The 16,690-nt window shown below is 67.8% G+C and carries 15 protein-coding genes and 1 pseudogene; 10 read left to right on the top strand and 6 right to left on the bottom strand.

Annotated elements, in window-relative coordinates:
* The first annotated feature begins 1,669 nt into the window (after window positions 1–1,669).
* The 6 genes and pseudogenes from FHR36_RS36455 to FHR36_RS40530 form a co-directional block, all read left to right on the top strand.
* Complete coding sequence (locus FHR36_RS36455; RefSeq protein WP_253804472.1) at window positions 1,670–2,629, top strand: ParA family protein; 960 nt, start codon at window positions 1,670–1,672, stop codon at window positions 2,627–2,629.
* On the top strand, window positions 2,622–3,941 hold the full coding sequence (locus FHR36_RS36450) for a hypothetical protein (RefSeq protein ID WP_253804471.1): 1,320 nt from the start codon (window positions 2,622–2,624) through the stop codon (window positions 3,939–3,941). Before FHR36_RS36455 ends, FHR36_RS36450 begins: the two co-directional genes overlap by 8 nt.
* 421 nt (window positions 3,942–4,362) lie before the next feature.
* Window positions 4,363–4,818, top strand: coding sequence for a hypothetical protein (locus FHR36_RS36445; protein WP_253804470.1), 456 nt, complete (start codon window positions 4,363–4,365; stop codon window positions 4,816–4,818).
* 364 nt (window positions 4,819–5,182) lie between these two features.
* Entirely contained in the window at window positions 5,183–6,319 is a 1,137-nt protein-coding gene (locus FHR36_RS36440) for a hypothetical protein (protein ID WP_253804469.1), read from the top strand.
* 59 nt (window positions 6,320–6,378) lie between these two features.
* Window positions 6,379–6,567, top strand: coding sequence for a hypothetical protein (locus tag FHR36_RS36435; RefSeq protein WP_253804468.1), 189 nt, complete (start codon window positions 6,379–6,381; stop codon window positions 6,565–6,567).
* A gap of 152 nt (window positions 6,568–6,719) precedes the next feature.
* Window positions 6,720–6,945: pseudogene (locus tag FHR36_RS40530) on the top strand (IS256 family transposase); the annotation flags it as partial.
* Window positions 6,946–7,184: 239 nt separating this feature from the next.
* Here FHR36_RS40530 and FHR36_RS36430 read toward each other — a convergent pair.
* The 5 genes from FHR36_RS36430 to FHR36_RS36410 all read right to left on the bottom strand — a co-directional run bounded on the left by FHR36_RS36430 (window position 7,185) and on the right by FHR36_RS36410 (window position 12,313).
* The gene (locus tag FHR36_RS36430; protein ID WP_253804467.1) at window positions 7,185–7,589 is read right to left on the bottom strand and encodes a DUF6009 family protein; all 405 of its coding nucleotides are present in this window, start codon (window positions 7,587–7,589) and stop codon (window positions 7,185–7,187) included.
* Window positions 7,586–9,121 (bottom strand): DNA primase family protein, encoded by a 1,536-nt coding sequence (locus tag FHR36_RS36425; protein ID WP_407660892.1) that lies wholly within the window; start codon window positions 9,119–9,121, stop codon window positions 7,586–7,588. The genes FHR36_RS36430 and FHR36_RS36425 overlap by 4 nt, the downstream gene beginning before the upstream one ends.
* A 77-nt stretch (window positions 9,122–9,198) precedes the next feature.
* Window positions 9,199–10,281, bottom strand: coding sequence for a bifunctional DNA primase/polymerase (locus tag FHR36_RS36420; RefSeq protein WP_253804610.1), 1,083 nt, complete (start codon window positions 10,279–10,281; stop codon window positions 9,199–9,201).
* An 820-nt stretch (window positions 10,282–11,101) separates the two neighbouring features.
* Window positions 11,102–11,695, bottom strand: coding sequence for a ParB/RepB/Spo0J family partition protein (locus tag FHR36_RS36415; protein WP_253804465.1), 594 nt, complete (start codon window positions 11,693–11,695; stop codon window positions 11,102–11,104).
* Between the two features lie 360 nt (window positions 11,696–12,055).
* Window positions 12,056–12,313: a hypothetical protein gene (locus FHR36_RS36410; RefSeq protein ID WP_253804464.1), complete on the bottom strand. Its 258-nt coding sequence runs from the start codon at window positions 12,311–12,313 to the stop codon at window positions 12,056–12,058.
* 361 nt (window positions 12,314–12,674) lie between these two features.
* Here FHR36_RS36410 and FHR36_RS36405 point away from each other — a divergent pair, with 361 nt between their 5' ends.
* The 4 genes from FHR36_RS36405 to FHR36_RS39710 all read left to right on the top strand — a co-directional run bounded on the left by FHR36_RS36405 (window position 12,675) and on the right by FHR36_RS39710 (window position 14,615).
* A complete protein-coding gene (locus tag FHR36_RS36405; protein WP_407660888.1) occupies window positions 12,675–12,917 on the top strand; it encodes a hypothetical protein in 243 nt (80 codons plus the stop codon).
* A gap of 193 nt (window positions 12,918–13,110) precedes the next feature.
* Window positions 13,111–13,392, top strand: a complete 282-nt coding sequence (locus FHR36_RS36400; RefSeq protein WP_253804463.1) for a hypothetical protein — start codon at window positions 13,111–13,113, stop codon at window positions 13,390–13,392.
* Between the two features lie 184 nt (window positions 13,393–13,576).
* Window positions 13,577–13,999, top strand: a complete 423-nt coding sequence (locus FHR36_RS36395; protein WP_253804462.1) for a pentapeptide repeat-containing protein — start codon at window positions 13,577–13,579, stop codon at window positions 13,997–13,999.
* 7 nt (window positions 14,000–14,006) lie between these two features.
* On the top strand, window positions 14,007–14,615 hold the full coding sequence (locus tag FHR36_RS39710; RefSeq protein ID WP_301331153.1) for an ATP-binding protein: 609 nt from the start codon (window positions 14,007–14,009) through the stop codon (window positions 14,613–14,615).
* A gap of 55 nt (window positions 14,616–14,670) precedes the next feature.
* On the opposite strand, the gene FHR36_RS36385 is transcribed toward FHR36_RS39710, so the two are convergent.
* Window positions 14,671–15,867: an IS110 family RNA-guided transposase gene (locus FHR36_RS36385; RefSeq protein WP_253800391.1), complete on the bottom strand. Its 1,197-nt coding sequence runs from the start codon at window positions 15,865–15,867 to the stop codon at window positions 14,671–14,673.
* Between the last annotated feature and the right edge of the window lie 823 nt (window positions 15,868–16,690).

Below are 16,690 nucleotides of genomic sequence, written 5' to 3'. Positions count from 1 at the left end.
GCAGGACGGGCGTGGGCTTGTTGTGGAATGCGGCGGAGTACTGTCCTGGACTTCCGACCACGCTCTCGGGCAGCTGCGTAACCGCGATTGGGCGGCAGCAGAAGGCGGCATTTCTGTGCGGCCGGGGCCGTGATGCCGGGTCCTCCGGGCCCGTCCCCTTGCCGATTGCGCCGCTCTGCCGGGCATGTCGGGCGCGTCACGACGCCCGATCGCGGGCACCCAGGGGGACCGAATCAGCGTAGATTCGCGCCTGCCGATGGCTCCATGGCCCAGGCGTCAGCGACTCATCGACCAGTCCCGGGACTGTTCCCGACCCGCCGCATCAGCCGATTCCACGGCTCGAACGCCACCGCCACGGCCAGAGATGCTGACTCATCGAACCTCTTCCAAGGCTGGGATGTGTCCCGTGGGGTGTCGGCGGCAGGGGTCGCGCGCAGACGGAGATCAGGTCTGAACGGCTACTCAGAGAAGCTGCCCGCCCTTCGCCGCAGCGCTGGGCCCTTGCTGGCTGGACCGCTGTCGGCCCTTGCATGTGTGGCCGAGGGACGTAGCAATCCCGGTAGGGGGCTGGCTGATCTTTCCAGTGACAGCGACCTGCCACAGTCACGATGATGGCTCTGAACAGGGATTGTATTGATGGCCATATGGATGCCGGTATGGATATCAAGCCCACTCGGGAGTCCCGGTCGAGCCCGGCGAGGCCGACCACCGCCCCGGGATTGTAGGTATGTCAGTAGCTGCCTCGGTAGGCATTGACTCCGGATCGATTCCCGGCCGGGGCCAGATGCTGTATGGATGCCAGTAGTGGCATCGGCATGGATGTTGAGTCGCATGCGGGTAGCTAGGTAAGTAGTGATGCGCGAAGGTAGCTCGGCACGGAGTACGGTAGACACATCCATCGCTTGCTCGATAGTGGTATCAGTAGAGAGCCTGAGACCTATGCGAGTATGGAGTCTTGTAGCTAGGTAGGCATGCCTGTATGGATGCATGTAGCAATGCATGCATCCATGGATGCATGCCGATAGGCATCCTTGTATGGATGTCAGTCGGCGCAGTCCGATCCGCTCATTGATCTGTCAATGTTCCGACGCGCTCGTCCTACTGCGTTCCTCTGCATCCAGGTAGGGGTTCACGCACCCGACTATGCATGGACGTCCGGGCTCGTTCGTCGATCGACGCAGCTGTCCAGGTACCGACGGATTAACCCGTCCATCGATCCATGCCACGACGCGTCTGACGACGCAGGCGAGTCAGCTTCAATCTGCGCACCTGTCCATCGATTCACGGTGCGGTTGATGCGTGGATCCATTGATGCTCGCGCCCGCGGAAGGGTGTGCGTCGGCATGGAGGCATCCCTGCCTGCAGCCGCGAATGTGTGCATGGGCCTTCGCCGCGGCCTTCTTGCGTGCTTGTCTTCCCCTGTATGGGCCCATCCGGACGCCCCTATGACACGCGCGAGGTCCGAACCCCTCCTCCGCCATCAGGCCGTGCTGCTAGTGTCGTGTCGCGTCGTAGCACAATTTCGCCGGTGGCCGGCCGGGAGCGCTCGCATCGTTGCGCTGCTGGTGGGCGAATCTGGCCTTATGTCTGATTTGGCGGCCAGGTCAAGAGCCGGGTAGCTGCTGCGACGCGGCGGGATCAATGCAGGTGAGCACGAGAGGCAGAGACTGTGGCGGACGATCAGCAGGCAGCCGAGGCGCTGTCGGACGAGGAACAGGGCGGCGACCTGCTGGACCGGCCGATGACCGTGATCTCAATCGCGAGTCAGAAGGGCGGCATCGGCAAGACGGTCACGACCGTCAATGTGGCCGCGCGTCTCGCGATGGCGGGCTTCGACGTGGCGATCGTCGACCTCGACCCGCAGGCGCAGGCCGGCGAGGCCATAGGGGTCGAGCTGAAGGGGGAGCGGATTCTGCGGTCGCTGGGACTGACGTTCCAGCACGCACTTCAGGGCATTCCGATCCAGCGGCTCACGGACATCATGTTCGACCAGAGCCACATCCTGAACGAGTTCGACGGCGCGGGCAGCCTCTTCCTCATCGCCTCGGAGGAGAGCACGATGACTGCGGCCCAGAACGCGCTCATCACCCAGCCGTACACGACGACTCCGATCCTGCGGCGCATGCTGCTCGAGCACCTGCGCGGCGTCGTGGACTTCGTCATCATCGACACCCCACCGTCGATGTCGTCCCTCAACGCGATCGCCTACGCCGCTTCGGACTACGTGATCACGGTACTGAACCCGCAGCGGCAGACGGTCAAGGGCGCCCTGGTGATCAAGCCGACCGTCGAGAAGGTCGGCGAGCTGACCCTGGGGGAGTGCACCCCCCAGTTCCTCGGCGTGCTCCTCAACGACTCCAACTCCGAGTCGAAGTGGACAGCGCAGGACGTCTTCGTGATAAACGGCATGGTCAGTACGGGCCTAAAGCCCTTCAAGACCGACATCCGCAGCGACGTGCGGATCTCGGACTGCTTCGGGCCGGCGGGCCCCGTCGTCGTCCAGTTCCCGAACCACGCTCCGGGCAAGCGGTACACGGCCCTGGTGGAGGAGATCCTGCGTCGGATCGACACCCCCTCCGACGAGTGGGAGATCGCGAGCGCCGCCTCGCTCGAGGAAGTCGATGCCTGAGAAGCCGAAGAAGAAGGTCGCCGGTCTCTCCACCACTCCCGCCGCCCGCCGCGCTGCTGCTGCCGCTCGCGCCCAGGCCGGCCGTCAGCAGCGCGGGGCGGATGTCTTCGGCGGCGACGTGGACGAGCTGGTCAACAGGTCGTTCGTCGGTCAGGGTGCGCAGGCCGCAGCGTCCGATGTCGTGCAGCACCCGGCCCCGTTGCCAATGGCTGCCGCTACCGTGCCGGTGCCCCCGACTGTGCCTGCCCAGACCGGGGCTGCCAGCGACGCCGCACCCACGGAGACGCAGGCCGTGCCCGCAGCAGGGGCGACCGTGCCTGCTGCGGAGAACCCGTGGCTCGCGCCGCGGACGGCGGTTGCAGTGGAGGCGTCCCAGTCACCGCCGCAGCCGGTCGCCGAGCCCGACGTGGTGCCTGAGCCCGTCCTGTCCGTCGTGGAGTCAGCAGCCGCCGCAACGGGCGCTCGGGTGGACGAGGCGTCGGCGGTGTCCACCGTTGTCGCTCCGTCCGACCAGCCTGTGGCCGCGGAGGGTTCGGCAGCGCCTTCTGTGGTGACGCAGGTGGTCTCAGCCCCGGAACCTGCCGCAGCCCCGTCTGCCGTCGCCGTCGAGCCGCCGGCAGCGCAGCTGGCGGTGCATTCCGGCCCGGCAGCTCCCGCCGTTGTCGCTGCCCCGGAGGCGGGCGCCGCCGGGGCAGCGAACGTGGAGGCCGGCGACCGGAGCGCGCCGGCCCCGGCCCCCGTCGGAGTGCAGGCGGTCGCGGGAAGCCTCCCGCAGGACGTCCAGCAGTCGGGCGGGGACTCAACGCCTTCGGCGCCGGCCGCTGCTGTGCGGCAGCCGCGCCGGTCGTCCGGTCGTCGTTCCGCCCCCGGGGTTGCGCGGCAGGCGGTGCTCACGTCCTGGACGGAGAGCACGATGGACCTGAAGCTCGGCAAGAACCAGTGGCGCACGCTGCCGTTCCGCTTCGCTCCGGACCTGGTGGCGGCGCTGTCGGCCCGCGTCGGTCAGGACCGGGAGGCGAGCGGGCGGCAGCTGACCATCGCTCAGTACGTGGACGCGGCGATGCGTCTCTACCTTCCGGCTGCCACCGACGCGCAGTTGGCGCTGGCAGAGGCGTTCTTCATTCGCCGCGAAGGTGATGTTCCGGCCGGTCGGCAGGCGAGCCATCGGGTGAGCCCGGGTGTGTACGAGGTGGCGTCGAAGCTGCCGAATGATCTGCGGATGGTGGGTCGGGCTCGGACGGGCGTGCATGTCTATTCCGCCGCGTTGGACCTGTTTCTGACCGCGCTCGGCGAGGAGGGTCCGCTCGTCTGAGCTTGCTCCCGCTGCGCATGTGAGGGCCCCAACCTTTGGGTTGGGGCCCTCACGCATTGCTCTGACCATGAGATGTAGAGATGCCGGTAGGCAAGTAGATCTGATGACGGGTCTGCAGTTCGGTAGGTCTGTAGGGATTCAGTTGCTCTTTCAGGTATGGATTTCCGTAGGGATGCAGGTAGGGATGCGTAGGCGGATGGATGCATGGCGGTAGAGATGTCGGTAGGCATCGGCGAAGCCACGCCAGTAGGCATTGATACGTCGCAGCAGGTAGCGAGGGTCGCAAATGCGGAAATTACGGGCATTCAGTAGGTCTCTCGCCACGCCGAGATGATGCGACGTGACAACCTCGGAGTGTGTTTGAGGTAAGCTCGCCTCACATTCCCCATAGGTCGCAATCATCAGGAAAGCCGAGGTCGTCTTGGCCAGACGCATTACGCCCGCAGCACTGGCGAAGGCAGCTGACCTCAACCGCATTTGGGTCAACAAAGCGGTCGAGCGTGGCTTCGTCAACACGGACGCACTCGACGGCGAGGACGTCATTGTGCTGCGGGTACTCGCCCTCGCCGACCAGATCGTGTGGCCCGGCGAACGACGCTCGCGCAGCGCTACCCGCGACGTTGCCATCTGGCAGAGCGTCGTCGTCGGCGCAACCCGTGACGCTCTCACCGATCCGGGCCTTGGACCCAACACCCTCCTGTGGCTGATGCCCAACGACGTCCGCATCAGCCGCTCGATGGCCGAGGCTCTCGTCATCCTTACCGAGATCGGCCCGCTGTGCGCCGTTCGCATCCCGATCGGCGACTGGGTCAGCGAACTCCCCGAGGGCTTCGACCTACCTGCAATCCCCACCCCACCGACCGCCGGCCGGCCATGACCATCGCCGCCCCGCACACCAGCTGACAGAGAGAAGGCGACGCCCACCCACAACCGAATAGATCGCACGCGTGACCTCCGCCGAGGACACGCGTCGATGTCGTTTTGTCCTGCTGCCGCCTGCTACATGCGCCGCGGCTCGATGACACGCACCCTCTTCCTACCTGGAGCCCGCCATCACGCACGCCCAGGCAGTTGATACAGCGCTGCCCGAGAACAGTGCCTCCGACCACTCCGCCCCGACCGACACCCCTCGCCGCGCCTCAGCACGCCGCAACCATGAGCTCGTCACCGACTCCACTCTCCACGAGCTGACCACCACGCTGTCGCGCGGAATCTCCTCGCCCGACGACTTCCTCAACGCCGTGCGGTGGGCGCTGCGCCACGCCCTGCACCCCAAAGCCAACACCACCACACTGCGCGTCGCCGAGGCGCTCGCAGACAAGGCCAACCGCCGCGGTCAACTTGCGTACGGCCGCAACACCCTTGCTGTAGACCTGCACCTGTCCGTCCCCTGCGTGGCCAGCCACACGCGGATCCTGCGGGAACTGGGCCTTCTCGTCTGGGTGCAGCACGGTTCGAAAGCAAACGTCCTACGTACCCGCGCACCCCAAGAGGAGCCAACCGCCTACAAGGCCACTGGCACCATCTTCGCGCTTGTGGTCCCGCCCCCTTACGACCGCGAGCATGGCCGCCGCACCAGCGGTGACGGCTACAACGCCCGGCTCGTCAGCGTCTCCGACCGCGGCCGCCGACACGAGATCCGGATGGCCAAGGCCGCAACTCGCCGCCACGCGACACGCCCGACCGCGGGGCGGAGGAAACCCCCTTCCTGTGGTGGTTTGGCTCTGAATGAGAATCTCAAGGCAAGAGGGAAGATCAACTACACGCGCACGCGTGCGCGCGAACGGCCATCCCACCGTCTCCCTCAGAACCAGCCACTCACACCAAGCCTCACTCGAGAGTTCATCCAGGCCGCCGAGGCCATTCAGCTCGAAGTCCCGTGGCTGGCTCACACCTGCTCACGGCGTCTTGCCTTCGTTCTTCGCAGCCGGCTCACGACCGGCGCCACTGTCAGCGCACTCAGCAGGGAACTCGCCCACGCCACCACCCAGTTCGTTCGCCAGCCGCTTGCCTACCTCGCGAACCACCTTCAGCGGCACCCCACGCCGCCTGTGGAAGCCGAACACCGCGTTGACCAACCGTTCGAGTGGATCCAGGTCTCAACTGTGGCGTCCCGGCCATCGCCGATTTCCCTGCTGCCACTCGTAAGCACCCGCTTCCTCGAGCCGGCCGACGACATTCCATCCGGCATCCGTCATGATCCGGTCCTGGTCAGAACATGGGAGGAACGCCAGGTCGCGCTCGCCCTGCAACGCACCCTCGAGTACTGGCACGAGCGGGACCGCCAGCGCGGCCATCACTGGGACACCATCGATGCCGACGACCCGTTCCAAGCGCCCGATGCCCCGGACCTCGAGTGGATCCCGGTCTACGCATGAGCAGATGAACGAAACCGGGTCGAACGGCGAATCCGGTGACAAACGGTCCTTATCACCTGATGCGTGTCCAGGCGCGGCTCACCGACCGGACGATGGTCCCCGGGGTCAAGGCGCGCCACGACGCCCCGCGTCGGCTGCCGGCCGAACCGGAGCGAATGAAGATGGCCAAGCTCCAGCGGGAGATCCACTGCCGGCAGCTCGGCAGCGGCTACTGCGCACGCCGCGTGAAGATGGACTGCCACTTCTAGTCGATCTGCGAGCCCTGCAGGTTGTGTCACCACAACCATCGAGTTCCGTCCCGCCCTCGGACGCCAGCGAAATAATGCGCCCACGAAGGAGAAGGTTGCCCGCGAGCAGATCCGGGGCTTGCCGGAGCGGGTTCCCGCTGCCCTGTCTACACGGCCTGTCCCCGGCCACGGTGACCCGGCTGACTGCCCAACGGCAGGCCAACCACGCAGCGTTCCAGGAACGCGACCTGTCCGGCAGCGACTACGCCTACGCGACGGCATCCACCTGCGCCTCGACGAGGCCAAACCGCCGTCCTGGTGGTCAACGGCGTCCGCGCCGGCGGAGCCAAGGCGCTGGTAGTCATGACCGACGGCTTGGGGCGAGAGACGATAGATGCCCGGAGACTCTCCAGAGCCCTCTGCCGGGAAACCCGGACACGCGGCCGGGCCCGCGCTGAGGCCGGCATAGCCCCCGCGGCCACAGCAAACCATCAGAGCGACAGCAGGCGGAGGGAGCCGGGTTCCGTCCTCGGCCTGGTGAGGTGATCAGATGCGAAGCAAGACGACCAGCGCTGTTTGGTAGCGTCTCCCCGCTTGGGAGTTGCTACCGAACAGCGCTGGGAACTCTGATCCTGGCCTCAACCTGCCGGAAGCGTTATCCCGAGTTCGACCATGGCTGCGGAGGCCGGGCCTCCCTGCGAGCGTTCCGTCTTATCACCCTTGACGGTCGGCGCCACTGTGCGCGGATCCACGGCCTCGGACGGTGCACCGGTGGCGTACAGGCCGTCCGGATGCTGGTCGCGGTCGTGGGGGAGGAGCCAGAACACGCGGCGGCGGAAGGTCCCGGAGGCGCGTGATGCTCTCGCGTCGGGGCCGAGAACGGCGTAGCCGACCATGCGCCCGTCGCGGTGGTAGGGGGGCTTCCCCTTGCGCGAGGGGAGTCGTTCGAGGGACTGGCGGACGTAGTCGAGTCGCTCGACATCCTCGAGCCAGCGGATCTCGGTCTCGTGGGCGAGGTCGGCGGGGTCGATCAGGGCGCTCACGGCTGCGGCTCCTCGTCGGCCAGGAGGCCGATCCCAGGGTAGTACTTGCGGGAGTTGGACAGGACCATGTCTTTCGGTGATGTCATACCCAGTGTGTCGCGGACTCGTGCAGCGAAAGCGCGGGCGCTGACCGGATTGGCGCCTTCTTCGCTGCACCATCGGCCGTAGGCGCCGTAGAGCTGGGCTTGTTCGGCCCGCAGGCCGTCGCCGATCTTGCAAGCTTCGGTGAGGAATCGGCCTGCGCTGTCCTCGGTCTCGGCGTAGGCGTTGGTGGCGGTCTGAACGCTCTGAGGGCCTGCAAGGTCCTTCTCACCGCTGAAGTAGCGGCGGGCGCCGGAGATGAGCCAGGCAAGAATGCCGGGGCCTTCTTCGGCGACGAGGACGTTGGCCAGGTTGTCGATCTTACGGTCTTCGGCGACGACGCGTTCGAACGGGATCATGCGCATGCGGCGCCAGAAGGCGGGACCTCCGGTGTTGACCTCGGGTCGGTGGTTGCCCAGCAGCCACAGTTTGTGGGTGGGGTTGAAGCTGAAGAAGTCCTGCCGCATCCGGCGGGCCTTGATCTTGTCGCCACCGGTGAGGAGTTTGACGCGGGCTTCGTCGAATCGGTCGCCCGGCTTGAGTTCGGAGCACATGATGATGCGTCGACCGTGGAGCTCGGCCAGGTCGGTGGGGTGGCCCTCGAAAGCCTTGGCCATAAGGAAGCCGGGCGGGGCAGCATCGGCGTAGTCGCCCATGAGCTGGAGCATGACGTCCAGGAGGACGGACTTGCCGTTCTTTCCCCTGCCGTAGAGGAACGGCATGATCTGCGCGCCGACGTCGCCGGAGATGGAGTAGCCGAGGCACAGGTGGAGGAACCTGATCATCTCCGTGCCTTCGGTGTCGGTGCCGAAGGTGTCCTGAAGGAAGCGGTACCACCGCGGGGTGGGCATCTCGACCGGCGCAGCGGTGGTGGAACGGGAGTGGCACTGCCGCGCCGGGTCCGGTGGCATGACCAGGCCGGTACGCAGGTCGACCACGCCGGCCGGTGTGCAGAGGGCGTAGGGGTCGGCGTCGAGGGTCGAGGCGTGCATGACCATGCCCGGTGCGGCCTTGGCCTGTTCGAGCATGGCGTTCATGCCGTTGGTCGACAGGGCTCGGCGCCGGTGGCGGGTGAGTTCGCTGGTGGTGTGGAAGCCTTGGGGATCGTGGACGGCGAGTTCTTCGGCGAGGTCGCCGGCGGCCCACAGGACGGTGTCGGTCTCGTCGCTCTGCCAACGGTGGCCGGCCCACTTGTACCAGCCGAGTCCGGGCACGTAGCGGTAGTCGCCGCCGTAGAGGCGGACGAACAGTTTGGCGTTGCCGCGGTCGCTCAGTGAGTCGGGCAGCAGGCCGCGTTCCGTGGCGTGCTGCCCGGGCACTGCCGTCTCGGGAACGGCTGCGGGAACGGCTGCGACCGTCGGGAGGACAGGGAGCGCGGTCTGTACGTCGAGCAGGCTGTCCTGGACCGGAGCTGGCGGCGGCGTGCTCTGGCTGGGCAGCGACGTGACCATGTGGGCTGGAGCAGTGAGGATCTGCCGTGCGGCGGCCACGGGATCGAAGCCGCCAGCGCCTGGGACCTCGTTCTGGTTCATGCGCGTCCTCGGAGGTGAAGCGGACGTCGTACGCCTGCGTCGAGCGCGGTGCGGATGATGGACTCGTTTCGCTGTTCCTGGCCGGGGCGCGCGGTGGCCGCGGCCTTGCGCAGGAGGGTCTCGGCGTGGTCCTCAGTGAGGTGGCCGGCCGCAACGAGGCCGCCGGCGGTGTAAGCAGCGCGGTTGAGTTTCTCGGTGAAGCCCATGTTTTCAGGTGCGCTCGCGCAGTCGGTGACGTCGGCCAGTACGGACGTGAGCGCTCGGGGAGCATCCTTGGTGCCTTGGGCCGCAACGACCGCCTGGCGGGCCCTGGGGGGCGGAACCAGACCACTGGGCAGCGCGGTGGTCTCGCCGGTGTGGTGGGTGCGCTGCAGGTCCTGGGCGAGCCAGTCCGGGAGCCGCGCAGGGCGGCGGGCGGTGCCGATCGCGGTGTAGATGCCCGCGGCGGTGGAGGTACCAGGGGCGACGATGTAGCCGCCGTGTGCGCGGATGTCGACCTGCCAGGCGAGGGCGCGGTTCTTGCCGGAGCCGGTGGAGGATCGGAAGGCCAAGGCGGGGGGCGCCTGATACCAGATGTGGAGGCCGCCGGAGGGCGTGCGCACGCGCAGCGTCGTCGTGTCGTCGGCCGGGGTCGGGTGGCCTCGGAGGGCTGCCAGCAGGGCGATGGTGTGGAAGCCGTTGGCCAGGCCCTCGAGGTCGACGTGGTCGGGGATCGGGATCCCGGGGAGGAGTCGGTCCCGGGCGGGCACCGGGGCAGGATGTGCGTCGACGTCGATGACCAGCAGGCCGGCGGGACCACAGGCGATGCCGACGCCGAACCGCGGGTTGGCCGTCCACCAGGTGTCCACGAGGTCCGGGTCGGTGGTTGCAGCGAGGAAGCCGTGGCACCAGCGACCAGCCACGTGGCATCCGCAGTTCTCTGCCGTGTGGCCTCGGACTGAGCAGGCCGAGCAGTTGGGCGCCGGGAGCTTGCTTCCCGGGCTGAGCGGGTGTACGGGCCAGCCCTGGGCGATGCACCAGCGAGCGACGTTGTGCGGTTGGGCAGGCAGGACCGAGGTCTCATGGAAGCTCCCCGCCACCGTGCCCCTCCTGCATACGCTCACGGCGGCCTGGGCCACCGATATCAGTCGCTGATGGATATCCGCAGGTCAGAGGCCTTGCAGCGACCGAAGCGACTCTTGTTCCAATATGGGCTCACAGACTAGCCGAGCCGGGGACACCTTTGCCTGCTCCGACCGGAATCGCCCAGCGACTGACTGGTGGTGGGAGCGACCGTGTCGGTTCGGTCGCTGCCGCGGGTCGCTGGGCATTTCCGCAGGTCAGGGCGTCCCCGGGCGGGAATCAGCGACTGAAGCGACTGAAGGTCGGTTATATGAACGCGTACGCGCGCACAGGAATGTCCTCATATGCCCAACCGAGAGTCGCTTCAGTCGCTCCCAGCCCACAACAATGCCTCTGACCTGCGAAAACACCAGCTACCGACGACCAGCGACCCAAGCGACTGAGCTACTCGACCGACATCCATCGCGTTGGCAGCGACTCAAGCGACCGAGAAACGAACCTTCACACGACACCGGCATTCCGGGCGTGTCGCGCACTCCCTCAGGGCCCGGCGCGCGCCCTGTCCTTGCAGGCGCTGCCGACAGGCCGACCCCATCACTCCCACCACCCAGCGACTGACTGGTGGTGGGAGCGACCGTGTCGGTTCGGTCGCTGCCGCGGGTCGCTGGGCGTTTTCCCAGGTCAGAGCGTTCCCGGACGGGAATCAGCGACTGAAGCGACTGAAGGTCGGTTATATGAACGCGTACGCGCGCACAGGAATGTCCTCATATGCCCAACCGAGAGTCGCTTCAGTCGCTCCCAGCCCACAACAATGCCTCTGACCTGCGAAAACACCAGCTACCGACAACCAGCGACCCAAGCGACCGAACCGGCGTGCGCCCCCGATGCGAGGTCCTGCTCTTTTGGCCCGGCTCTCGAGGACCAACCTCCAAGCGTCCCGAGTGAGGCGTGAAGCCCCGGGGCGCGGGCCATCCCTCCGTTGGACCTGACGGTTGAACGACGCAGCTTGCCCACGGTCTGAGCCGAGACGCCCGCCGTGGCGGCGATGGCCCGGTCAGACCACTCGGGGCGCGCCCGCAACAGGCGTATCGCTGCGGCAGCCTGGTCGGACGCGGTCAGCGCCAGCCCGTTCGCGTTGTTGGCCTTCACCGCGTGGATGAACGCCTCGTCCTCGGTCCCGTCAAACAAGCGGGCCCGGATCGAGCTGTCTCCCCGGGCAAGCGCTGCTCGCAGCTGGCGCCGACCGTCGACCACCTTGAGAGTGGACCGGTGGACGATGATCGGCGGCAGCACCTCTTCGGAGCCCGCGAGGAATCGGACGTGCGCCTCGTCCAAGGCGGCCTCTCGCGGTTCGCCCTGGACTGCGGCGTCAGGCAAGGCCATCACACCTTCTAGCACAGCAGTCGCGGCCTCTTCATGACGGTTCGTCACCCCCGGACACGGAGCCTAGATCTAATTAATAAACCTTGGCAAGTATAAAGTCTCCACCCTGGTCCTTCCGAACGAGGACCACCCACGCCATCCGGCCGACGCCTGTCGTCATCTGCCAGAACAGCCCCCGGTCTTGGCAAAGGAGACTCTCTGCCAAGACCGCGACCCGCAGGCCCTCCGCAGTCGGAGAGCCCACGGAACCGCGTACCGGACGAGGCACAGCCGAGGATGTCCTGCTCGGTCGCAGCGACGGCCACCACCAGGCCGTCGGGCAAGGTGGGTGGTGAAAACCAGATGCCAACGCCGGATTTATGACCGGTTGTCTTGAACTCACGCCGTCAGGTCGGCTGCCGGACGCCGTTACAGACAGCGCATGGCGGCCCGGGCCCCTGCCGGTTCGGCACCTGCGGGCTCCTTGCCCGCCCGTGCGGCCGGCAGCCGGAGCTGCATCCGGGCCTGTCCCAGGGCCAGGGCCGCGCAGCGCAGGCGCCGGGTGACGACCGGCAGCAGCGCGCCACGGAAGCGGTCGGCGCAGGACAGCTCGGCCGCCTCTTCCAGCAGGGAGCCGGCCTCGCGGACGGCCCGGCCGCGGCAGGCGGAGCTATGGCTGCCGGACATGCAAGGCGCAGTGTCCGTGGTGGAAGCGGACGAGCCGCCCGTCGAGCTGACGGACTACACCGCCGGCCAGCCTCTGGGCCTCGTGGCCGGAGCGCACTGACCCGGGCACCATGCGGCCGGGCCCGGACGCCCTCAGCCGGGCGGTGCCAGCGTCCCAGTACACCGTCTCAGACAGAGCCTGCATCTTGCCCGCAGGTGACGACCGCTCAGACATTGCTTCCGGTCTCGCAGGGGCCACTGGCGGCCCACGGGCAGCTCCGGTTCGAGTTCCCGACGACCTGAAGTCCGCGCAGGCCAAGCTGGAGCATGCACGTCCGAGGACGGCTGGAGCGAGGAGCAGCGGGCGGGGGCAGCCCGGCTAATGGAGGCAGCGCTCCTGGGGGCCGGTGATCCGACGATCCGCATCGAGGCGGGCGTCGTGTGGCGGGCTTCCCGGACGCCGGGCGGGATCGGCGCGCTGCGGATCGTCTCCCGGCCGACGGATGGCACCGTCGCTGCCACCGCGTGGGGCCCGGGCGCCGACTGGCTGCTGGAGCAGCTGCCGGCGATGCTCGGCGCGAACGACGATCTCCCTGGCAGGTGGCTCCCGGGCGGGAGCGGGTAGCGCAAGCCTAGGACTCGGGCCGACTCCCTCGTGTCCGCTCCGGGCCGCTGCCTGCTCCGGCTGGATGGGAGCGCCTCGGTGGGCGTGCTGGGGACGGGCAGGTCCAGCGGCATGCCGTCCGCTGTCACGCAACCGTGCTGGTCGCAGCGATAGACGGTGGCTGTGAGACACCATGGGCTGCGACCATGCGGTAGTGAACGCAGATCTCCCCGACGGATGGACGATCGAGCGGGTCCGCCGCGCATCGGGCGATGCCGAAGCCGATCTGCTCTCCCCTGAACGATTGGTCGTTGCCGAGCGGTACGGCTCCGCCGACTACGACGTCCTCCAGCCCGACATCATCCTCTCCTTCCACGACCTGTGCCTTGCAAGAGCCGGTGACGAGTGGTTCATGGGACAGATCGACGCCGACGGGTCCGTGATCTGCTGGGCTTCCTACGGCCCTGACCTGGCCGAGGCCATCCGTGGACTCTGAGCTGCCAGGCAGCGAGACCAACCGATTTTCACGTAGAGTGCGATCACGAGGGAGTCCAACTCAGTCTTCACACACCGATGTTGGACTCCATCGGCTGACCCGGGTGCCACTTCTGGGCGGCCGGCACCGCCGGAGTCCGCTATCGCCGACGACAGCCGCCTCCCAGGGCTGACACGATGTCCGTATGGACAGAGCGGTGACGGCAAAGGGAGACCTCGCGTCACGCCGTCGGAATGCGGCGCTCCAACGGCAGTCCTTCGACGGCGGAGATCTCGCGTCGGTGCGCCTGCAACAGTTGTGGTTCACCCGGTGCTCGTTTCGCGGGGCCGATCTGCGTCACGCCACCCTGGACGGCTGCCACTTCAAGCTGTGCGATCTTCGCGGGGCAAACCTCCGCGGCGCCTCCCTGCGAGGAGTCTCCATGGCGGGCTGCGATCTGACCGGCGCCGACCTGCGAGAAGCGGACCTGACCGGCGCGCGATTCGGTCAGGTCCGCACCGGCATGCCGCCGCACGGACTGACCAACGCCACCGGCATCCAGTTGGAAAACGCCGTCCTCCGTGACCTGGAGCTCGACCAGGTCATCGGCTGGCCCATCACCAAGTGATCGGCCGATGGTCGAGGCCCTTGCTGCAGCCCTGACCCGCACCACCGCCAACGAGCTGCATCGCCGACCAGCGAACCCGCCCCGCCGCGTCGCCGCTTCTTTCAGCGGCTGCACCTCACGGAGGCATCATGACCACAACGGCCCGAACCGGCACCCCGCCCGAACAGGCTGCCACCTGGACACGCCATGTGCGGCGCCTGACACCCGCGCACGTCCCCGAACTACGCGCCGAGGCCATCGCATCCTGCCGCGCGGGGCTGCCGCACGGCACGTCCAGGTGGACGAGGACTGCCTCGCCGACCTCGGCCTCGTCGTGGTCGAACTCGTGACCAACGTCTGGAAGCACGCCCAGCCGTCCGAGGGCCCGGCCACCACCCGGATCACCCTGTGGCTCACCGCCGACGACGCCTTGGTGGCCGTCAGCGACACCAGCAACCAGGGGCCGTGCTCCGGCACCGCTACGCCCGGCCTGGATGAGGGCGGGCTCGGCCTCGGAATCGTCGCAACGGTCACCGGTCGGCGCTGGGGCTGGCATCGGGTCCCGCTCGGCAAGGTCGTCTGGGCGATCTGCCCCCTCACCCTCCACCGCGAACCCGAACCGACCCCCGAGCCCTGACCGAACGGCGGCCCCGATGACACCCGACAACAGGAGACGCTTCCTAATGTTGTTGTCAAGCCGCCTCGGTCACCGGCGGTGCGACCTGGTAGCACCGCCGGTCACGGACCAAGGCCCACAGGACGTTGACGCGTCGGCGGGCGAGGGCCATCACGGCCTGGACGTGTCGCTTTCCCTCTGCGCGCTTGCGGTCGTAGAACGTCCGCGAGTTCGGGTCGCAGCGGATGCTCACCAGCGCGGAAGTGTAGAAGACGCGTTGGAGTCTTCGGTGGTACTGGCTGGGCCGGCGGAGGTTGCCGCTGACCTTGCCCGAGTCGCGGGGCGCGGGGGCGACGCCGGCGAAGGCCGCAAGGGCGTCTGGAGAGGCGAAGGCGTCCAGGCTGCCACCGACGGCGGCCAGGAACTCGGCGCCGAGCACGGTCCCGATGCCCGGGAGGCTCTCGACTATGTCGGCGAGTTCGTGCTCGCGAAACCGGCCCTCGATGAGCTTGTCGATCTCGGCGATGTGCTCGTTGAGGGTCATCACCTCCTCGGCCAGGGTATGGACCAGCTTCGCGATGGTCTTCTCCCCGGGAACGGAGGTGTACTGCCGCTCGGCGGCCTCAACCGCCGCTTCAGCCAGGGTTTTTGCGTTGCGGACCTTGCGGTTGGCCAGCCACGTGGCCAGCCGTGAGACCCCGACGCGGCGGATCGCCGCGGGGGTCTGGTAGCCGGTCAGCAGCTTGAGTGGACCGACGTTTCCCAGGTCCAGGGCCCGTTCCAGGGCCGGGAACATGCTCAGCAGGGTGCCGCGCAGGCGGTTGACGGACCGGGTGCGGTCCTCGACCAGATCGGCCCGGCGGCCGGTCAGCAGCTTGAGTTCGATCGCGGCCTCGTCGCCGGGACGGATCGGCTGCAGGTCGCGGCGCATCCTGGCCTGGTCGGCGATCACGTAGGCGTCGCGGGCGTCGGTCTTCCCCTCACCCCGGTAGCCGTCGGAGGCCCGGTTCACCAGGCGTCCGGGAATGTACAGAACCTCCTGACCATGGGACATCAGCAGACTCAGCAGCAAGGCCGGCTCCCCGCCGGTCATGTCGATCGCCCAGGTCACCTGGTCGCCGCTGGCCAGGGCCAGGACGTCACCGACCAGTTGCAGCAACTCGGGTTCGTCGTTGGCGACCCGCCGCGACAGCAGGGTCTTGCCGTCGGCGTCCAGAGCCAGGCCGTGGTGGTGGCCCTTGCCGCTGTCGATCCCCGCCCATATCCGGCTCATCGTGCTCCTGACGTGCGTGTTCGTGCTGTTGGTACCACGGACGACTTCGCCGGCATTGCTCTACTCAGCGACTTGCTCGCACTTCCTAATCGGCGGCCGAGTCGTCGTGGGATGCCGGGCGGCGAAGCGTTTCGAGCCACGAGAGGCAGCCCTCTGATAGCCACACCCAGCACCCCTGGGTGACCCAACCCTACGAATGGCCCGGTCAACCCGGTCAAGAAGGTAGAGCGCTCTGACTCCCGAACTGGCTGCGGCGATCCCGCCCGCAGTGTGGCTGGCCGGAACCCTGGGACCTCACCGTCGCGACCGCACGGTGCTTCGCTGGGCGATCGACCCCGGCCACCTGGCCTCCGTCCCGGCCGGGGTTCGCTGGGACGCTGTCGCACTCGCGGCCGAAGTCGGCCTCCCGCTCCTCGACACCATCCACCGAAGCCCAGCGGCGAACCCCCTGGGGCCGGTACTCCACGACCAGCGCACCGCCATGACCTACTGGCTGGTGCCGACGGACTCCGGAACCGGCCGAGCCGGGCACCACCCCCAGCTGGAAATTCTGGGCACCGGAAGATGGCTGGACGTGCCCGACCCCGCAGGCGATCCCGCGGGACGGAACCCGGGCGTGCTCTGGATCAACTGGCCCGCCGTGAACGGCACACTCACCAACCTGTCCTGGATCCAGGGACTACTCCGGTCCACGGGACCGGGAGACGAGCATCGGAATCCAACCGGCACACGCGTGGGCACGGCGAGGGTAGCGCTCGGGCCGCGGGCAACTCGCGCTGGCAACGGCCGCGTCGCACGGCTGAACTGCGCGGGGCGGCTACGG

This window comes from Kitasatospora cinereorecta (genome assembly GCF_024172095.1).
GTDB classification, from domain to species: domain Bacteria; phylum Actinomycetota; class Actinomycetes; order Streptomycetales; family Streptomycetaceae; genus Kitasatospora; species Kitasatospora cinereorecta.
This window is presented reverse-complemented; position numbering and strand designations above follow the sequence as displayed.

Excerpts from the sequence above, each read along its gene's own strand:
- FHR36_RS36385 (WP_253800391.1), bottom strand. The coding sequence starts at position 15,867 with ATGAGCCGGATATGGGCGGGGATCGACAGCGGCAAGGGCCACCACCAC.
- FHR36_RS39710 (WP_301331153.1), top strand. The coding sequence starts at position 14,007 with ATGGTCGAGGCCCTTGCTGCAGCCCTGACCCGCACCACCGCCAACGAG.
- FHR36_RS36435 (WP_253804468.1), top strand. The coding sequence starts at position 6,379 with ATGCGTGTCCAGGCGCGGCTCACCGACCGGACGATGGTCCCCGGGGTC.
- FHR36_RS36425 (WP_407660892.1), bottom strand. The coding sequence starts at position 9,121 with ATGGTCACGTCGCTGCCCAGCCAGAGCACGCCGCCGCCAGCTCCGGTC.
- FHR36_RS36405 (WP_407660888.1), top strand. The coding sequence starts at position 12,675 with ATGGAGGCAGCGCTCCTGGGGGCCGGTGATCCGACGATCCGCATCGAG.
- FHR36_RS36410 (WP_253804464.1), bottom strand. The coding sequence starts at position 12,313 with ATGTCCGGCAGCCATAGCTCCGCCTGCCGCGGCCGGGCCGTCCGCGAG.
- FHR36_RS36450 (WP_253804471.1), top strand. The coding sequence starts at position 2,622 with ATGCCTGAGAAGCCGAAGAAGAAGGTCGCCGGTCTCTCCACCACTCCC.
- FHR36_RS36395 (WP_253804462.1), top strand. The coding sequence starts at position 13,577 with ATGGACAGAGCGGTGACGGCAAAGGGAGACCTCGCGTCACGCCGTCGG.